The following is a 17728-nucleotide window of genomic DNA, read 5'->3' on the forward strand; positions in this document are numbered from 1 at the left end:
AACGCTGGTTAGGCGCTGGTGGCTTCGGTCGGAAGGTCTTTTCCTCGATCCTGGCGCTCGGGCTGGCGTCGATGGGCTGTGGCCAGGGCCGACCGGATGCTGGTTCCTCCGCAGGGGTCTCGGTGGGCGCGACGTCGTCGCGGGAACGGGTTGCTGTCCGTTCGAAGAGCGCGGTGGTCGAGGCGTACAGCGGCTTCTTCGCTGGCGTCGGCCGGGCCTTGCAGGCTCCCCCGGAGCGGGTTCGCGGGATCCTTGCCGACCTGGCCTCCGGCAGTTATCTGGATTTTGAGATCCGGCAGGTCATCGATCATCAGGCGCGGGGGTTGGAGGCCTGGGGCCGGCCTGTCGTGCACGTCACCGACGTCGAGCTTGGGCCGGTGAGCGCGATGGTGCATGACTGCCAGGACGCCTCACGCGCAGGTCTGGCCGATGTGCGTACGCACCGGCTGGTTCCCCAATCGCGCGGTGATGCGCACCGCAATCTCGTCGCCTACCTGCGGTTGGGAGGGGATCAGCAGTGGAGGGTGATCGATCTGGTGCAGCACAAGGCGTCCTGTCATCGCTTGTGATCGCCCTGGCGTCGGGTGGGGTGGCCCTGTCGCTGCTGTCGCCTACTCGTGCGTGGGCGGGCCCCCTCAGCAGCGGTGAGACGGTCCGGTCCGGAGCCGATGGATACAACCCTTGGGGCAACACACCCCTAGATGGACCGGCCGGCCAGATCTCTACCGGCGACCGGCAGGACGAGCCGAGTGATGGACTGGGTGTCGGCTGTCATGCCGATGGCATGGGCAGGTGCGTGGTTCCGCTGTGTGGCGACCCGCTCTCGTCCGGGACGTGCCGGATGCCCACGGTGACGATCACCGTTACCGCATACCGGTCGGGCACAGCGGCGGTGCCCGGAGTCATTCCGCTGGATGCGGGCCTTGAGCGAGCAGGTGAGGTCGACCAGCCAGGGACCGGTCGGGCGATGTCCCGTGGCCTTCACGCCCATGCGGCGGGGTCATGCCAGCGTTCCTTCCGGAGGGAGGCGAAAGCACCATGACAGTGAGCAGCCCGGCGCCGGATCCATCGGCGATGCGTGCCGGTCGCGCGTTCGCGGCAGGGTCGCGAACACGGTTGGGGCGCCAGCGACGCCCGGGGATGATCGCGGCCGGTGCCGCGTTGACGGCGGTGGCGGTCCTGGCGAACGTGTACCTGTTCCAGCACGTCGGCCAACGCCGCTTGGTAATCCAGATCGCGCGCGATGTTCCGGTCGGTGCACGTATCGGCCGTGCCGATCTGGGCACCGCGAGCGTGGCACTGGACAGCGGCTTGGGAAGTATCTCGGGCAGCGAGCTCCTTCAGGTGGTCGGCCGCCGGGCCGCGGTGGATCTTCGGCATGGCACGTTGCTGACCGTCTCGCAGGTGACGACCGCGTTGTCTCCACAGCCCGGCCAGGCCCTGGTCACCACCGGGATCAAAGCCGACCAGCTGCCGCCGCAAGGGCTGGCCCCGGGTTCGAAGGTACGCCTGGTCCTGACCAATCAGCAGGGGGTCACGGGAGCCCAAAGCGGAGCCGACGATGGCGCCGCGACACAGATCGGGACAACCCCTTCAAGCGACGCGGCGGCGGGCAAGGACGTATCGGCTGTCGTGGATGCGGTCGGTGGCCCCGACGCTGACGGGTCGATGACGGTTTCGCTCCTGGTCGCGGACGCCGACAGCTCCACCCTTGCTCGGGAGGCAGCGGCCGGGCGTATCGCCGTGGTCGTCACGGCGCGGGGAGGTTGAGTATGGCCCTGTACGGCGTGGTGTCCGCTGGTGGGTCGGCCGGCGCTACGACCACGGCGCTGGCGTTGGCGCTGAGCTGGCCGCGGCAGGTCGTGCTCGCCGAGTGCGATCCGGCTGGGGGAAGCGTGCTGGCGGGGTTCATGGCCGAGCGGCTGCCTGGCCCGCCGGGCCCGGGTCTACTGGGCCTGGCCATGCACTTGGCCCGCGGCTTTCAACCGGTACGCATTGAGGACTACACGATCCGGCTGACCGACCGAGCGCACATCGGCCATCCAGCAGTCTTGCTGCCGGGGATCTGCGATCCGTCTCACGCCCGACAGCTCACACCATTGTGGCCGCCGCTGGCGGCGGCGATGACCTCAGCCGGAACCGATGTCATCGCCGACCTGGGTCGTATCGGCGGCGCCGATACCCCGGCCGGTTTGCTGGCCGCCACCGATCTGGTCGTGATGGTGCTACGGCGCACCCTCACGCAGGTCAACGCAGCCCAGCCGCGCCTGCAGGGTCTTCGCCGGGCGCTGCCGGACTCAGCACGGCTGGGATTGTGCCTGATCGATTCCGGCCCCTACTCGACCAGGGCCGTACGCAAGGCACTGTCCGGCCTTCCGGTTTTCGCGCAGCTGCCTTATGCCCCCGCAGACGCGGGGGTGTTGTCCGATGGGCGACCTGCGCATCTGGCGTTCCGTACGTCGCTGCTGATGCGCTCTGCGGCGATCTTGGGTAACCAGATACGCAAGCAGGTCGAAGAACGCGCCTTCCACCCCGGCTCCGCCCTGCAGGCCATACCGAGGACACCGGGTGCGCGCCGATGAGCCACTACCGCTGGACGCCCATCCAGCCGCTCGTCGTCGGTGGTCTTGCCCACGGGCAGAAGGCGGCGAGAAGCCGGGAGGAGCTGCAGTCCGCCGGAGCCGGCGATGCGGTGCTGTGGGAGGCGGTCCGTCAGATCGGTCGTGAGCTGGTCGACGTCTTGGGTGATGACCTCGATGGTGCCCAAGCGTGGCGGCTCATCGAGACCGCTCTCAGCGACTGGGTGCAGGACCAGGCCAGCGCCGGCCGTCCGCTCCCGCCGGCGCCGATGCAACGCGGGCTGGCCCGGCTCATCTTCGACCGGCGCTATGGGCTGGGCGCGTTGCAGCCGTACCTGCGGCGCGATGATGTGGAGAACATCGTGGTCAACGGTCACGCTCAGACCTGGGTCACCTACACCGACGGCACCAAAGAAGCAGGCCCCGCGGTTGCGGGAAGCGATGAGGAACTCATCGAATGGGTGCAGCTGCTGGCCCGGCGCGGCACCACCGGCCGGGAGTTCTCCCGCGCCAACCCGCTGCTGGATCTGGCGCTTGCCGATGGCGTGCGGCTCGCGGTGGTGCATTGGGTCTCCCGCCGTCCTCATCTGGCGCTGCGCGTGCACCGGCTGATCGATGTCACCCTCGCCGACCTCACCGACCGGGGGACGCTGAGCGAACCGGTGGCCTGGTTTTTGCGGGCGGCGCTGCGGGCGCGCCGGAACCTGGTGGTGTGCGGGGAGGTCAACACCGGCAAGACCACCTTGGTCCGTGCCTTGGCCAACGAGCTTGATCCCGATGAGCGGATCATCACGCTGGAGTCGGACTTCGAACTGTTTCTGGACGATCCGCAGCTGGCATCCCGTCACCACGATGTCGTGGCGTGGGAGGCCCGCCAGGCCAACTCCGAAGGCGCCGGGCAGATCCGGCTGCAGGATCTGGTCCCGGCCAGTCTGCGGATGAACCCGGACCGGGTGATCGTCGGAGAAGCCCGCCAGGGTGAGCTCGCGCCGATGCTCGAAGTGATGTACAGCGGGGCCCGAGGGTCGATGTGCACCCTGCACGTCCACCGGCCCGCTCACATTTTCAATCGCGTCATCCAGCTCGGCCGCCGCGCCGGCCTCGGCTACACGCCGCAGGATCTGCACTTGATGTTCGGGCTCGCCGAGCCCCTCATCATCTACCTGGAACGCGACCCTGCCACCAACGCCCGGTTCGTCTCCGAGGTGATGGAGGTCGGTCCGCCCGCCGACGGTGTCGAGCCGACCCGCAATCACGTCTTCGTTCCCGGACGCGAGGGCCGTGCGACCCCCGCAGGCGGTCACATCAGCGCCGATCTTCTCGATGAGCTGACCGCCGCCGGTTTGGACCCCGATCTGTTGGCCCAGGCGCCGGGAGGCTGGTCGTAATGGAGTTACTCGCCGCCGTGGCCGGACTCGCCGCCGCGCTCGGCTTGACCCTGACCGTCGCCGGTTTCACCCGCCCGGTCGCCACACACGGTCTACGGCCACCGAGACACCTCCGGCGGGCGCTGCACGCGGTCACCGATCCGAGACGGCGTCGCCGTCTCGCCGCCGCCACCGCGGTAGGACTGGTGGTGTTGTTACTGGTCCGGTGGCCGGTCGCCGCCATCGCGGTCGCGGCCGGAATCTATGTGCTGCCCTCGATGCTGTCCGGGCGCGAACCCGGCCGCCGCATCATCCGCCTCGAAGCCCTGGAGCAGTGGGCGCGCCGACTCGCGGAGGTGATGGGCGCCAGCCGCGGACTGGAGGCGACCCTCACCGACAGCCTGCACGTCACCCCCGCCCCGATACGCACCCCTGTCGCTGTGCTGGCCGAACGGCTGAACAATCGCGCCAACGCTAAACATGCCCTGCGCGCCTTCGCCGATGACCTCGATGACCCGATCGGGGACCTGATCGCCACCGCGTTGATCCTCGCGGCGAAACGCCGCGGTCCGGGCACCCGCCAAGCTCTGAGCGCGCTCGCCGACGCGGTCGCCGCCGAGGTCATCGTCCGTCGCGAGGTCGAGGCCGAGCGTGCCTCGCTGCGCACCACTCTGCTCGTGATCGTGATCGCCGTATCAGGGCTCAGCCTGCTGCTGGTCGCCTCTCCCACCCTGTCGAGTCCGTACGGCACGCCGGTCGGCCAACTGGTCCTGGCGGGCGTGGCGGCGTTGTACGCGGGCGGCCTGGCGTGGATGAAACGCCTGTCGGTGATCACCACTGGCTCACGCTTCCTCCACCAACCAGCAGCAGCACACGACCATGAGGAGGCGCATCCGTGATCGCCCTCGCCGCTACGACCGGCGTCCTGGCCACGCTCGGACTCATCACTATCGCCCGCGAGCTGCGGCCCGCTCCACCCCGCCTTGACGCGGCGTTGGCCCGGTTACAGGCCGTCCGCCTGCACCCATCCGAACCCGTCTCAAGGCGGGGAATCGGCGAGCGTGTCGGTGGCTGGCTCGCCGACCATCTGGCCCGGCCCGCCGGGATGCTCGCAGTGCCCCGAACCGACCTGGCGTTGCTCAATCGCAGCGTCGAGCGGTTCATGCTCGACAAACTCGCGCTGTTTCTCGCCGGGCTGCTCATCCCACCCATCACGGCGACCCTGCTCTTGCTGGTAGGAGCCGCGCTTCCGTGGACGGTCCCGATCTCGGCCGGTCTCGTGCTGGCCGTGGGGTTGGCGTTCATTCCCGACCTGAACCTGCGATCGGCGGCGCGCCAACGCAGGAAGGACTTCCGGTATTCCTTCGCGGCCTACCTGCAGCTCGTCGTACTGGAACGCGAAGCCGGCGCCGCTCTCAACACCGCTTTGGAAGGCCCGGTCGCCATCGCGCACGCCTGGCCGTTCCGACGCATCGCCGCCGCTCTGAAACGAGCCCGCCAAGGTCAGTACCCGCCCTGGCAGGCCTTGGCTGAACTCGGGAACCAGATCGGGGTAGAAGACCTGGTCAGCCTTGCCCACACCGCCCAGATCGCCGGCACCGAAGGCGCCAAGATCCGCGACGTCCTGGACGCGAAGATCACCGCGATGCGCCACGAAGCATCCGCGGCCACCCGTGCTGAGGCCAACAGCCGCACGACCGCCATGTGGGTACCGACCTCCCTGCTCATGCTCGGGTTCGTCGTCCTGGTCGGATACCCGTTCTTCTCCCGACTCCTGACCACCGGATGAGCAAAGGGGTTCCCGATGAAAAACCTGCTCCAGCGCCACCGCCAGCGCGCCGCACGACTCACAACGCGGCTCATCGCACGGCTTGCGGTACTGCCCGACCGTGCCCGCCCCAGTGCGGACCGGGGCGCGAACGTGGTCGAGACCATCATCATCGTCGCGGGTTTCGCGATCTTGGCTGCCGGGATCTACGCCGCAGTCTCCGGCAAGGTCCAAGCCTGGATCGCCAAAATGCCCTGAGCGTCATGACCGGCTATCGACCGCGGCGCGGCAAAGACCGAGGATCAGCCTCGATCGCGATCGCGATCGTCTTCCCCGCCATCGCCGTCCTCTTCCTCGCCCTGGCCCAGGCGGTCATGCTCGCCGCCGCCCACCAGGTCGCCGTGTCCTCCGCCGAAGAAGGCCTGCGGGTGGCCCGCGCCCACAACCACACCCTCGCCCAAGGACGCAGCGCCGCGATCACCTTCGCCCACCACGAACCCGTCCTGCTCTCCCCGACCGTCACCGCCTCCGGCCCTTTGACCATTACGGTCACCGTCCGTGGCAGGGCACCGTCGCTGCTGCCCGGCGTGCACCTGTCCACCGCCGGCACGGTGGCGGGCCCACGGGAACGGTTCACCACCTCGGGGCAGCGATGAGGCGCCGATCACGGCCTGGCCCGAAACTGGTCAGCTTTCGCGGCGAGGTCGGCAACGCCGTGGTGGAAGCGGCCATCCTCGCCCCCTTGTTCATCCTGTTCCTTGCCGGGCTGCTCACCGGAGCGCGACTGCAACGCGCCACCGCGGCCGTCAGCCAGGCCGCCGCCGACGCCGCCCGCCAAGCCTCCATCGCCCGCACCCCCGCCCAAGCACGAGTCGCCGCAACCGCCAGCGCGCTGGCCACACTGCGAGACAAAGGACTGCACTGCGCCCCACAGGTACACCTGGACCTGGCCGCATTCAGCCAGCCCGTGGGCCGGGCCGGGCTCATCAGCGCCAGCGTGACCTGCACCGTCCGGCTGGCCGACATCGCCGCCCCCGGGATCCCCGGCTCTCGAACCGTGACCCAGACGCACCGCTCGCCGCTGGACCCCTACCGAGGCAGGAGCTGAAGCCGTGTCGAACCCCGCCTGGGCACGCTTCCCTCGCCGGCCCCGCGCGTGCTCGGGTGACCGGGGAGGTCTGAGCATCTTCACGGTCATCATCACCCTGGTCGTGGTGGTCTTCTTCGGCGCGATCGTCGACTTCGGCCGACAACTCGACGCCCGCCACGACGCGAACATCGCCGCCGAAGAAGCCGCCCGCGCCGGCGCCGGCCAGATCGACGCCGACCGCGCCTACACACGCGGCGGCTCCTTCGTCATCGACCGGCCCGCCGCGATCCGCGCCGCCCAGCACTACCTGCGCACTAGCGGCTACACCGGGACAGCCGCCCCTCTCGATGACCACCGCATCAGCGTGCACGTCACGATCACCCGCCGGGCGATCTTCCTGCCCCTGATCGGGATCACCACCCTGCACGTCCAGGCCGGTGCGGTCGCCGACCTGATCACTGGTGTGGAAGGAGAGGGTCGATGAACCATCCACCAACCCACACTCGCAGCGCTGAGATCATGCGGGGACTCGGTTCCTTAGCCGTCTTGGTGATTCTGCTGGCCGGCGTTCCCGCCGGTCTGGCCACGTTCGCGGGCTCCCCCATCCCCCACGCCCTGCCGACCTGGGATCAGATCACCGCAACACTCACCCGGCCCGACACCGGCAATGCCCTATTTCTCGCCGTCATCAAGGTGATCGGCTGGGCGGCCTGGTGCCTGTTCACCGTGATCACGCTCGCCGAGACAGCCGGATATCGCCGCGGGCGCCCGCCCCGGGGACTGCCCGGTGCGATCCGCCCGATGCAGCACCTGGCCCGCGACCTGGTCGCCATGGCCGCCCTCATCGTGACCGCCACCGCTCCCGCAGTCGGCTCGACCGCCGCCGCTCTCTCCCAGCCCACAACCGCCGCGACCACCTCGCTCGCAGCCAACGCCGTTAGCGCTCCGACTGCCTCAGACGCGGAAAACGCGCAGCCCTCCCGCCTGCCCTCAGCACACCATCCGACCCGCACCACATCAGCTCATCCGTGGCAGACCCGAGTGATCAAACGCGGGGACACCCTGTGGGCGATCGCCCGCAAGACGACCGGTTCAGGCGCGCAATACCCATCGATCTTCAATGCCAGCAAGCACCTCAACCAACCCCACGGCCTGCCACCCTTGACCGACCCCGACCGCATCTACCCCGGCCAGCACATCAAGGCCCCGCCAAAGGGCAGCACCAGCGACCGCCCCGCCCGGCGACCAGCCCACACTCCGGCGCGCCCGCATCCTCGGCCGCCAATGCCGCCACATGCGCCCACGCCCAGCGCCACACCACCGCCGACCACTCACCGCACACCGCCAGCGGCTTCCCAGGCCCCCGACCCCCCAGCATGGACGACGCCGACAGCGCCGCCCACGCGCGAACCCGGCCCCGTAACGGACCCACCGGACGACCGCCCGACAGCAACACCCACGCGCCCCGGCACGGCATCGGAGACACCAACGCCGTCATCCGAAACGCGCCCGCCGCAAACCCCCCGGCCAAAGGAATCACCGACTCCTAGCTCACCAGGACCCGTGACACCGGAAACGCCCGGGCATCATCACGACACACCAGTAACCGTGATGCTCCCGACCGGCGCCTACCTCGGTATCGGCCTGGCCGCTGCGATCAGCGTCGCCCTGGCCGCCACCCGCCTGCACCGCAGACGCCGACGCACCCCCGCGACCGAATGGCCCGACCCCACCACCGAACCGGCTACGCCCGCACCGGTCGCCAAAGTCCGCAAAGCCCACCTCGACACTTACACCGAGCAAGGGGAACCGCTCCCCACCGACGCTGACCTCATCGCCCACGACGCCACCACACCAGCGCCGACCCACGTCACCGCCGGCACCCGCGACGGAGAGCATCTGATCGTCGAACTTTCGGGGCTCAACCTCAGTTTCACCGGCCCTGGTGCCACCGGCACCGTCAGGGCTCTGATGATCGAGCTCCTCGCCAAATCCAGCCGCTACCGCGTCGAGCTCATCATCCCCGAACCCGACGCCACCGCCCTGCTCGCCGGTTCCGGCCTCGACCTCACCGACCTGGCAGCCACCATCCCGGGCTTGATCGTCTCCCGATCCCTGCAGGCGGCGATCACCCACCTGGAATCGGAGTTCATCCACCGGGCCCGGCTCCTGGAGACCACCGACCAAGCCGACGTTCACGCCCTCCGCACCACTGAACCCGGCGAACCCCTGCCCGCCATCATCTTGATCGCGACCATGCCCGCATCCGGCGAAGCGCTGCAAGCCATCCTGTCCCTGAGCGCGCCATACTGCGTCGGAGCCCTCCTGCTGGGCACTTGGGCGGTCGGAACCACTCTGCATGTCTCCGGCGACGGCACCGTCACCGACGCAACCGGCCCCACGGCCGGCACCTGGGCAGGCGGCCGACTGTTCCACCTCACCGCAGCCGACGCTGCCGACATGCTCAACGTGGTCCGCACCGCGCGGGGTGCACCCGAAACCGCCCCACCCGCTGAATCGGTTGTCGGGTCAGTCTCACCATCCAACGGCAAGGCATCCAGCAGTGCACCCGCTGCCACCAGCCGCACCGGCATGTCCTCACCGAGACCATCCTTAACCGCCCCGGCATCGGACCGCACCGGCCAACCCATCGCATCAGCAGGCCGTCTGCGACTGGCCGACGCCGTCGAGGAGGACACACTGCGGCCGATCCGGTTGCGTCTGCTCGGACAGGTCCGCGTCGAATCTGGCGGCGAACCGATCACCACCGGGCTACGGCGCATCACCCGCGACCTCATGGCCTACCTTGCCCTGCACCCCGCAGGGATCACCCGTGAGCAAGGCGTTGACGCGCTCATGCCCGACCGCGAGCTTCAGGCCGGAACTACCATGTTCCACACCGCCATCAGCAACGCCCGCAAAACCCTCCGCGACGCCACCGGACTCCGCGAGCCGATGTTCATCATCCACGCGGCCGGCCGCTACCGCCTCGACCCCCACCTCATCACCGTCGACCTGTGGCAGCTGCAAAGCACTTTGAACCGCGCCCACAACGCCGACACCGACGCCACCCGCCTGAACGCGCTGCGGCTCGTCCCCGACCTGTACACCGCAGAACTCGCCGAAGACCTCACCTTCGAATGGGCCGAAACCGAACGCGAAAACCTCCGACGGCAAGCCACCGACGCACTCAGCCGCCTGGCCCAACTCGCCAAGAACGATCACCCGGACCTGGCCTTGGCTGCACTAGAACACGCCCTCGCCCACGACCCCTACGCCGAACCCCTCTACCGCGACCTCATGCGCATCCAAGCCGCATCCGGCCACCCCGACGCCGTACGCCGCACCCACCAACAACTGAAAACCCGCCTCGCCGACCTCGACACCGAACCTGATGAGGAAACCCACAAGCTGCTACTCCGCCTCCTGCAGCCTCCACCAGCAAGAGGTCCTGGAAAAAGACCGCCCAGCACAGCTCCGGTCAAAGCCCCTCGTCCTGTGTCCGGGGGAAACCGCACGACAGCAACCATCCGGCCGCTCCGCCCTCAGGACCCGGCATGACACCTCTAACACACCGCCTGGCAGACATGGCGACCTTCTCAGCTCCGATGCAGCCGGAACCTGGTCGCGCCACCAATGGCAGATCCTCTTCTGATTTGGGCAGCGAATCGCAGGCCGAGGTCATCTACCACGGATGGCCCCGACCAGACGGTCTAGGCGCGGCGGTGATCGAATCCCCTCTACGCACCTATCGGCCACTGCCACACCTGGTCCGGCACTCACCTTCCGGCTTCAACTGGGGCTACGACGGCAACGGGCCACGCGACCTCGCACTAAGCCTCCTCACCGACGCCCTCAATGAATACGCAGGCTGTGACCAGCGCCCTAGCGTTGCCCTATCCCAAGCTCACAGCAAGAAACCGCTGCATCCAGCACGGCCAGAGGTCCCACCTGGACAGGGCAGCAGTGCCCCAGACTGGCCCTGCCCGTGTCAGCAGCACCTTCTGGCTCTGCCCTACCTGCAGTTCACCAGGCAAGTCATCGCCACCCGCCTGCGGTACGGCAAAGCATGGTCCATGCCCCGCAAGGAAATCCTCCGCTGGCTCTCCAGTCTCGCGACACCGCTCTAATTATCGCGAGTAAGGAAAAGCTTATTCACAACCGTTCCACCCAACCGTTTGACCTGCTGTTCGCTTTCCACACAGTCCGGTGGCTTTCTTTAACGAGTCTCGGCACCAGTTGTTCGGGAGTTCGGGCACCGCCCAAATCTGGCACGGGTCGATGTTCGCGAGTTTCGGCACACGCGCTGTGGCGCCACGCCCGGCTGGGTCGTGCGCATGTGAGCAGCGTGAAGGCTGACGAAGAGTTACACCATCGGGCGTATGGCAGCGCACGCTCGGCGGAATGAGCGGATGTCCGGAACTTGAAGCTATCGGACGCTGCGTTAATCCAGTTAAGGCTGGAGCTGCTCGAAATCACGGTGCAGGACTAAGGCTGGCCTGCGCACAATGAACGCATCCCTCCGGAGAGGACCACAACGCTAGGAGCCAGCCGCCGGGCCTTGGAAGTGGAGGGAAACCCGCTTGTTAGCCGGGCGCGTCAACACGTCAGGCGGGGCTGTCTCCCCCAAGCTCAGGGCCATCCGCCGGCAGTACAAGTGGTGGTCGAGCCTCACCCGAACCGACCTCCACGTGTCCCTCGGGTGCCGCCCGTTGGAGTCGTGCAAGCGCCCGCTGTGCCTTTAGCTTCTCGCGTTCAGCCTTGTAGTACCCGGTCTGGACTCTCGGCCACCACGAGCCCAACTTCTCCGGATTCTTGAGCAAGAATACAAACGCTCCGGTAATCGCGGTGAGGACCCCCGCAGGAATCATCATGGCCAGCTGGAGCGGCGAGTTAATGCTCAAGTGCTCGACGAAAATCCGGCCGACCTCGAAACGCACCTGCTCCTTGAGGCGCTTAACGTCGGATTCGCCCACGGAGGAGGCCTGAACCGTCCGTGTTTCGAGATTTGCCACTAGGTGGGCCAACGCCAGAGACTGCAACATCGTTTCGAGAGCAGCCAGCGTCTGTCGGACCTGAGGGAGGTTGGTCGGCTGGTGGCGGAAGTTTAGGGTGACCCAATGATCCTGACTCACGTCCAACGTAGCTTGGAGACGCTCCAAGCTGAGGCCGTCTGGCTCGGTCATGTGCAGCGATGGTAGTGGAACGGATTGGTCCACTGACTCAGCTTCTCCCGGTATGCGGAAGCCCCCGGACGATGCCGGGGGCGATGCTTCAGGGCGGGGCTCTACCTCGGCCGGGTCTCACGGCGCCGGCCCCCTCCTTGTTGAGCCGGTGGCTGGGCCGCAGGCTGAGCTGCTGGAGGATCACATGCCGGAGGTTGGACCTGATCGGTCAAGATCCGGAGAAGGTCAGGGAGCGCTTGTCGACGTGCTGGAGCGGTCCTTTTTTCGGGACCGCGATCACAGTGACCGTGCCGACAAGCAGGATGTGGACAAACGCGATGCCTAGTGCCGCTTAGGCGATGATCGGTTGGCCAGCCCACGATGCGGCCCCTGCTGAACTGGGTGTTAGGCCAGCCGTAGACCATCAGAGGTGTACGCACTACACCTGCGCCTCGTGGCTGGCGGCTCAAACGGGACCGATGCTGTTCGGCGCGGACGCTAGCACGCTACTGGTCGACGCAATCGACTTCGCCGACACACGGACATATTGGAATACGGGAGATCGGCACCTGCAGGGCGAGCCGGGAGACGTTCGCCTGTGGGAACCCGCCAAGGCGCACGCCCTCGATGATGCTCTGCGTCGGTGATTCAGCGAGAGGCCGGAAACAACCGCAGCACTCCGGCAGACCGTCCCGCACAGTCCACTGGCGATCACCCACCGTACCGGGCGCCGGAAGAACTCCCCAGGTACAGCGCGGCGTTTCGACTCTGTCTGGATCAGCCGCCACCAAGGGGTGCTGGAGATCCAGCATCTTTATGACGAAGGTCTCGCGGCCGGCAGCGATCACGCGCCGGTCATCGTCGACCAGGAGTCTCCGAAGCAATCTGAGAGCGTGATTCATGTTGCGGGCTAGCGGCAGATCTGTACGTGGGCAAAGCTGTTCAGCCGGTGATGACCGCCCGGCTCAGCCTCTCGAGCACGTCCTCTGGGGACAACTGTGAGTCTCGCAACTTCTCGTATCCGGCAACGACCTCATCCGGGTCCAAGCCTGCCTCTCGTGCCTTGTTACGCAGGTCAGCAAGGTCGATGGCATCTCTAAGCGCCCGCTTCGTAGCCTCGGCGTCCTGATGCTGCATCCGCTTGGCTGCTTCCTGCTGGCCGCGCCTCCACAGATACCACCCTCCGCCAGTTCCGCCTGCAAATAGGGCACCAGCGGCGGCGAAGAAGAGAATTGGCATGTCTGGTCCTTTCGTTGCTGCTCAGAGGTTGCCATGTCCGTGCCGCCATCGCGGGTAAATCGCAGACAACGGGCGAGCCGGGGTCACGAAGGTATAGCTGAGCATGGGCGGGTGCATCCGCGGCGACCGCTACGTCACTGAAGGTCGTCGTCACCGAGAAGGCGCCAAGGACGGACGCCTGAGGACCACAAGTGGAGCCGCTCCTCACGAAAATTGATCATTCGGCGCTGGGCGAAGTGGTGCCGTAGCCGCGAACACCCGGTGTCCCTTTTCGCGAACGAAGCCAGTCCGGGCTCGCCCACGGCCGTCCAGCGCGGTTGTTGCGCCGATGACATCTTGATCTGGGCTGTCTTGTGATGGCCGTGGTCGGCCGTCGGGCGGCGTTATCACTGCGGGGAGTATGCGGGGTTCGTAGAGTCTGGGCGACGGTGGGTGGCCTAGGACGGGATGGGGGGCCGGGGTGCGGCGGTGTCTGCGGATCGTGGGCTGGGTGCTGCTGGCGGCGGCGGTGGTGTTGCTGGCGGCCACGATCCTGGTCCGTGCGTGGCTCGCCGGCGGTTCCGATGAGTTCAACCGCTGGGTGGGCTGGGCGAACGTGTGGGGGTTGGGGGTCAGCGCGTTCGGCGTGGTGCTGGTCGTCGCCGACAAGCTCGTCGATGGTTCGGGCCGCGCCGAGCTGGGTGTGGCGGAGGCGGAGACGGAGCTGGCTGCGGTGGTGCTGGCCCAGGCCACAGTCGCGCGGTCGCGGTTGATCGGCACCGGTGAGGTGGAGGATCGCGCCGCGAATGTGCGATTTATCAAGGGGGCAGGCCGGTTCCGTGAGGTGGGCGGAGCCGGCGAGGGAGATCTGGAGTCTGTGCTGGGTTATTACCGGTCCCTGTCTCCGGGTCGGCTGGTCGTGCTGGGTGCGGCGGGGTCGGGCAAAACGGTCCTCGTGTTGGAATTGGTGGTTCGGCTGTTGGAGCAACGGCGGCGGGAGCGGGGTGGACCGGTGCCAGTGGTGATCAGCGCCGCCGCGTGGGAGACCGGCCGCGGGTTCGAGAAATGGTTCGAGGGTCATCTGGCGGCCCGGTTCGGCATGGGTGTAAAGGTGGCGGGCCGACTGGTGCGGGACCGGCGCGTTATTCCGGTAGTGGACGGGTTGGATGAGATGGACCCGTCCGGGCAGCCGGAGCGGGCACGGACAGCGGTTCGGGCGTTGAACTCCTACATGGCGGGACTTGAGCGAGCCGCGATGGTCGTGACGTGTCGCAGCGAGGAGCACGCGGCGCTTGGAGTAGAGGTGGACCGGGCGACCCACGTGGAGATAGTCCCGCTGGGCGGTGGTGAGGCCGCGGGGTATCTGCTCGATCAGTTACGGGACGAGGACGAGTTGAGCCGGTGGGGTCCGGTGCTGGAGGAGTTGGAGAACCACCCGGATGGGCTGGTGGCCAGGCAGTTGGCGACGCCATGGCGGTTGACGCTGGCGTTGACGGTCTTCCGCGACGGCGGCGACCCGGCCGAACTGCTCCCCGATCCCGCGTCGGGACAGGAGGATCGGTCCGATCCGGTGCCGGAGGATGAGGAGGAGCATGGCCGCCGGGTCGAGCGGTTGTTGCTGAGTCGATATGTGCCCGCGGCGGTGCGATTGCACGATCCCGACGGCCGCTATCCGGTAGAGAAGGTTCAGTGCTGGCTGACCGCCTTGGCGGCCGGGCTGGACTGGCAGGCCCGGCACGGCCGATCGGCGACCGATATCGAAATGGCCCAATGGTGGCGTCCGGCCGGCCAGCGCGCCACGCGGCTCCCGCACGTCGCCCTAGCTGCCGTTCCCGGTATGGCGGCGCTCGTCGCCGGTGTCATTACCCGGACCTACCCCCTTCTGGCACTCGCCGTCCCTGAATGGATCTTGGCCGTCTCGATGGTTTGGCGGCTTGTGCCACGCCGCCTGAATGTCGGTCATCTGGTTACCCGCCGGGGTCTGCGCAGGCTCACCACGTGGCTGGCGTTCGGGCTCGTAAGCGGGCTTGTGGGCGGGCTCGCGGGGGGACTCGCGGGCGGGATCGCGTGGGGACTCGTGGGCGGGCTGGTGGCCGGGCTCGTGGGCGGCCTCGTAGCCGGGCTCATACGGGGACTCATGTGGGGACCTATGTGGGGACTCACAGGCGGACTGGCTGGCGGAATCACGGGTGGACTCGCCGGTGGACTCGCCGATGGACTAGCCGACGGGCTCGCGATCGGCCTCGCGGGTGGATTCGCCGGCGGGCTCGCGGTCGGCCTCGCAGCCGCGTTCAGTGATCCTTCCCCCGAACCTGTCAGCCCCCAAGACGTCATTCACGCAGATGGCCGCTTCGGGCTCACGCTCGGGCTCACATTCGGGCTCCCGAGCGGGCTCGTGGTCGGGCTCGTCGTCGGGCTCACGGTCGGATTCGCGAGCGGGCTCGTGGGGGGACTCGTGGGCGGCCTCACAGGTGGACTCACGGGCTGGCTCGCACTCGGGTCGAATGTGTGGTTGCGGTACCACATCTGTGTCGTGGTCTCTGCTTCCCGCGGCCGGACGCCGCTGCGGTTCGGCGCGTTCTTGGAATGGGCGTATCGGGCCGACGTGCTGCGCGTGTCCGGAGTTGCCTACCAATTTCGTCACCGCCAACTTCAAGATTGGCTGACTCCCCGCACGCGCCCGTAACGTTACGGAATCTCAATTCTCAAAAGCCACACGGTTGTTGCGAGGCCAACGCAGATGACGACCGCCCCTGCCCCGGTCGCGAGGCCCGCTCCTCAGTACCTAGACGAGCTGGACCCCTGCTCACCGCAGCGCGCCCCCTGAGCCGGGCAGGCGAATCCCGGACACGCCGAGCAGAACCGGATGTCGTTCCCCAGCACCAACGTCATGTCTGTCCGTGGCCGTGGCCGACTGCACGGCCGACGGCGCCGTACTTGAGTTGGTTATGGATGCTTGCATCGGGGACATCAGCAACAAGAAAGGTCCCAAAGCCGATTATCTCCGGACGTCGACCGACGGCTCGCCCGCGACCCGAGACGCGCGGCGAAGCCGTGAGCCGGTTCAACGGCAGAAGAGGTCACACCTAGTGGATCTGTAACTCTCTACCCGTCCGCGAAGCGGTCACCCGCATGGTGAACTGTGCGGTCGCAGAGGCAGGCGGGCGCGAGCTGCGGGACGTGGCCTCGCGGATACTGTCCCCCACTAAACGGTCGCGCTTCAAACCGCGTGTCCCCCGCCCTATTCTGAAGTCGTCGAGGCTTTCTGGAGGTGCAGGACCAATGCATGACGCGACCACTATCGGTGCACGTCTTCGGGTACTGCGGCGTTGGCGCGGGATGACCCTCGCGCAGCTTGCTGGCCAGGCAGGGCTGACGCCCTCGTTCCTGTCCATGGCGGAACGCGGCCTGCGTGCGCTCGATCGGCGGTCACACATATCCGCTCTGGCCGCCGCTCTGAGGGTGTCGGAGACCGAACTGGTCGGCGGACCGCACCTGACGAAGGATCCTGTGCAGTCACAGCCCCACGCCATGATCCCCGATATCCGTGCGGCGTTGCTGATCAACACCCTGACGGCACCGGCTACCGACCGTGCCCGCCCGCTGGTGGATTTGGTCGCCGAGATGGAGCGCATCGACCACAGCGAATACAAACACACGCAGGTCGGCAGCGCTCTGCCCTCACTCATCGATGAACTGCACGTTCACGCCTGCGCACCCGCCGACGAAGCCGCCTATCGAGTAGCGCTGGAGACCCTGATCGAGGCATTCCAGACCGCGACGTTCACCAGTAAGGATCTGGGATATAGCGACCTGGCTCATATCGCCGCAATGCGTGCGGTCGAGGTGGCCCGCATCCTCGACGACCCCATCAGCAGTGGCAAAGCCGCGTCGCTGCGCATCCACACGATGCCCGCCGGTTCACGGGACGCGACGCTCATTGCAGCGGAACAGGCCGCCAACGACCTGGAGTCCAAGGCCGCGGATAACACCGGGGTGCAGGTACTCGGCATGCTCACGCTCGCCGCGTCGCTGTCGGCGACTGTCATCTACAACTACAACCGCGCCGAGCATTGGCTTGACCAGGCGGAGGAACTCGCAGGCCGCATACCCGATACCCCCACCGACAACTGGGGAGCCTTCTCTACGACCAACGTCGGTGTGTGGCGGGTCGCCCTGGCGGTCGAGCGCGGCCAGACCGGCGGCAACCTGTTGCAGCTCGCCAACCGAGTCGATGAGGAACGGCTGGCCGGGCGCCGAGGGCGCCGGGCCGCGTTCCTCTCCGACGTAGGCCGCGGGCTCGCCCGAGAACCGCGCATGAGAGGCGAGGCCGTGCGTTGGCTGCGCCGGGCCGAGAACGTCGCCCCCCACAAGATCCGTAATAGCGCGGCCGTACGGGAAACGGTCGGCTCCCTACTGAGCCGAGCGGTAAGCACCGCCGGAGGACAGGAGCTGCGCGCGATGGCCGCACGGATGGGCGTGCCGCACTAACTCCAGGGAGACACGGAAGCAGTCCGCCTATTTAGGGAACCAAACCAAGA

16 protein-coding genes are annotated in these 17728 nt (G+C 67.5%); 14 read left to right on the forward strand and 2 right to left on the reverse strand.

Going from position 1 to position 17728, the window contains the following annotated elements:
* The first annotated feature begins 122 nt into the window (after positions 1–122).
* The 12 genes from FB559_RS10450 (at position 123) to FB559_RS46645 (ending at position 10934) form a co-directional block, all read left to right on the forward strand.
* Complete coding sequence (locus FB559_RS10450; RefSeq protein ID WP_141955426.1) at positions 123–569, forward strand: hypothetical protein; 447 nt, start codon at positions 123–125, stop codon at positions 567–569.
* Between the two features lie 571 nt (positions 570–1140).
* Positions 1141–1770, forward strand: a complete 630-nt coding sequence (locus FB559_RS10455; RefSeq protein WP_141955427.1) for an SAF domain-containing protein — start codon at positions 1141–1143, stop codon at positions 1768–1770.
* A 2-nt stretch (positions 1771–1772) separates the two neighbouring features.
* Entirely contained in the window at positions 1773–2582 is an 810-nt protein-coding gene (locus tag FB559_RS10460; protein WP_141955428.1) for a hypothetical protein, read from the forward strand.
* Positions 2579–3967: a TadA family conjugal transfer-associated ATPase gene (locus FB559_RS10465; RefSeq protein WP_141955429.1), complete on the forward strand. Its 1389-nt coding sequence runs from the start codon at positions 2579–2581 to the stop codon at positions 3965–3967. The genes FB559_RS10460 and FB559_RS10465 overlap by 4 nt, the downstream gene beginning before the upstream one ends.
* Positions 3967–4845, forward strand: coding sequence for a type II secretion system F family protein (locus tag FB559_RS10470; protein ID WP_141955430.1), 879 nt, complete (start codon positions 3967–3969; stop codon positions 4843–4845). Before FB559_RS10465 ends, FB559_RS10470 begins: the two co-directional genes overlap by 1 nt.
* Positions 4842–5735 (forward strand): type II secretion system F family protein, encoded by an 894-nt coding sequence (locus FB559_RS10475; RefSeq protein ID WP_141955431.1) that lies wholly within the window; start codon positions 4842–4844, stop codon positions 5733–5735. The genes FB559_RS10470 and FB559_RS10475 overlap by 4 nt, the downstream gene beginning before the upstream one ends.
* A 15-nt stretch (positions 5736–5750) precedes the next feature.
* Positions 5751–5972 carry a hypothetical protein gene (locus tag FB559_RS10480; protein WP_141955432.1) on the forward strand — a complete coding sequence of 74 codons (222 nt, stop codon included), beginning with the start codon at positions 5751–5753 and terminating at the stop codon, positions 5970–5972.
* Positions 5973–5977: 5 nt separating this feature from the next.
* Positions 5978–6370, forward strand: coding sequence for a pilus assembly protein (locus FB559_RS10485; protein ID WP_141955433.1), 393 nt, complete (start codon positions 5978–5980; stop codon positions 6368–6370).
* Positions 6367–6822, forward strand: coding sequence for a TadE family protein (locus FB559_RS10490; protein ID WP_141955434.1), 456 nt, complete (start codon positions 6367–6369; stop codon positions 6820–6822). Before FB559_RS10485 ends, FB559_RS10490 begins: the two co-directional genes overlap by 4 nt.
* Before the next feature lie 4 nt (positions 6823–6826).
* Positions 6827–7288 carry a pilus assembly protein TadG-related protein gene (locus FB559_RS10495; protein ID WP_141955435.1) on the forward strand — a complete coding sequence of 154 codons (462 nt, stop codon included), beginning with the start codon at positions 6827–6829 and terminating at the stop codon, positions 7286–7288.
* Between the two features lie 65 nt (positions 7289–7353).
* A complete protein-coding gene (locus tag FB559_RS10500) occupies positions 7354–10365 on the forward strand; it encodes a BTAD domain-containing putative transcriptional regulator (protein ID WP_246122420.1) in 3012 nt (1003 codons plus the stop codon).
* A 47-nt stretch (positions 10366–10412) separates the two neighbouring features.
* Complete coding sequence (locus FB559_RS46645; RefSeq protein ID WP_425455110.1) at positions 10413–10934, forward strand: DUF6166 domain-containing protein; 522 nt, start codon at positions 10413–10415, stop codon at positions 10932–10934.
* A 477-nt stretch (positions 10935–11411) separates the two neighbouring features.
* Here FB559_RS46645 and FB559_RS10510 read toward each other — a convergent pair whose 3' ends face one another.
* Positions 11412–11990, reverse strand: coding sequence for a hypothetical protein (locus FB559_RS10510; protein ID WP_141955438.1), 579 nt, complete (start codon positions 11988–11990; stop codon positions 11412–11414).
* A gap of 921 nt (positions 11991–12911) precedes the next feature.
* Positions 12912–13208: a hypothetical protein gene (locus tag FB559_RS10515; protein WP_141955439.1), complete on the reverse strand. Its 297-nt coding sequence runs from the start codon at positions 13206–13208 to the stop codon at positions 12912–12914.
* Positions 13209–13698: 490 nt separating this feature from the next.
* On the opposite strand from FB559_RS10515, the gene FB559_RS10520 reads away from it, so the two are divergent.
* Both FB559_RS10520 and FB559_RS10525 read left to right on the forward strand, forming a co-directional pair.
* The gene (locus tag FB559_RS10520) at positions 13699–15873 is read left to right on the forward strand and encodes an NACHT domain-containing protein (protein WP_141955440.1); all 2175 of its coding nucleotides are present in this window, start codon (positions 13699–13701) and stop codon (positions 15871–15873) included.
* 596 nt (positions 15874–16469) lie between these two features.
* Positions 16470–17678 carry a helix-turn-helix domain-containing protein gene (locus FB559_RS10525; RefSeq protein ID WP_185792130.1) on the forward strand — a complete coding sequence of 403 codons (1209 nt, stop codon included), beginning with the start codon at positions 16470–16472 and terminating at the stop codon, positions 17676–17678.
* Positions 17679–17728 lie beyond the last annotated feature (50 nt).

It is taken from the genome of Actinoallomurus bryophytorum (assembly GCF_006716425.1).
GTDB lineage: Bacteria > Actinomycetota > Actinomycetes > Streptosporangiales > Streptosporangiaceae > Actinoallomurus > Actinoallomurus bryophytorum.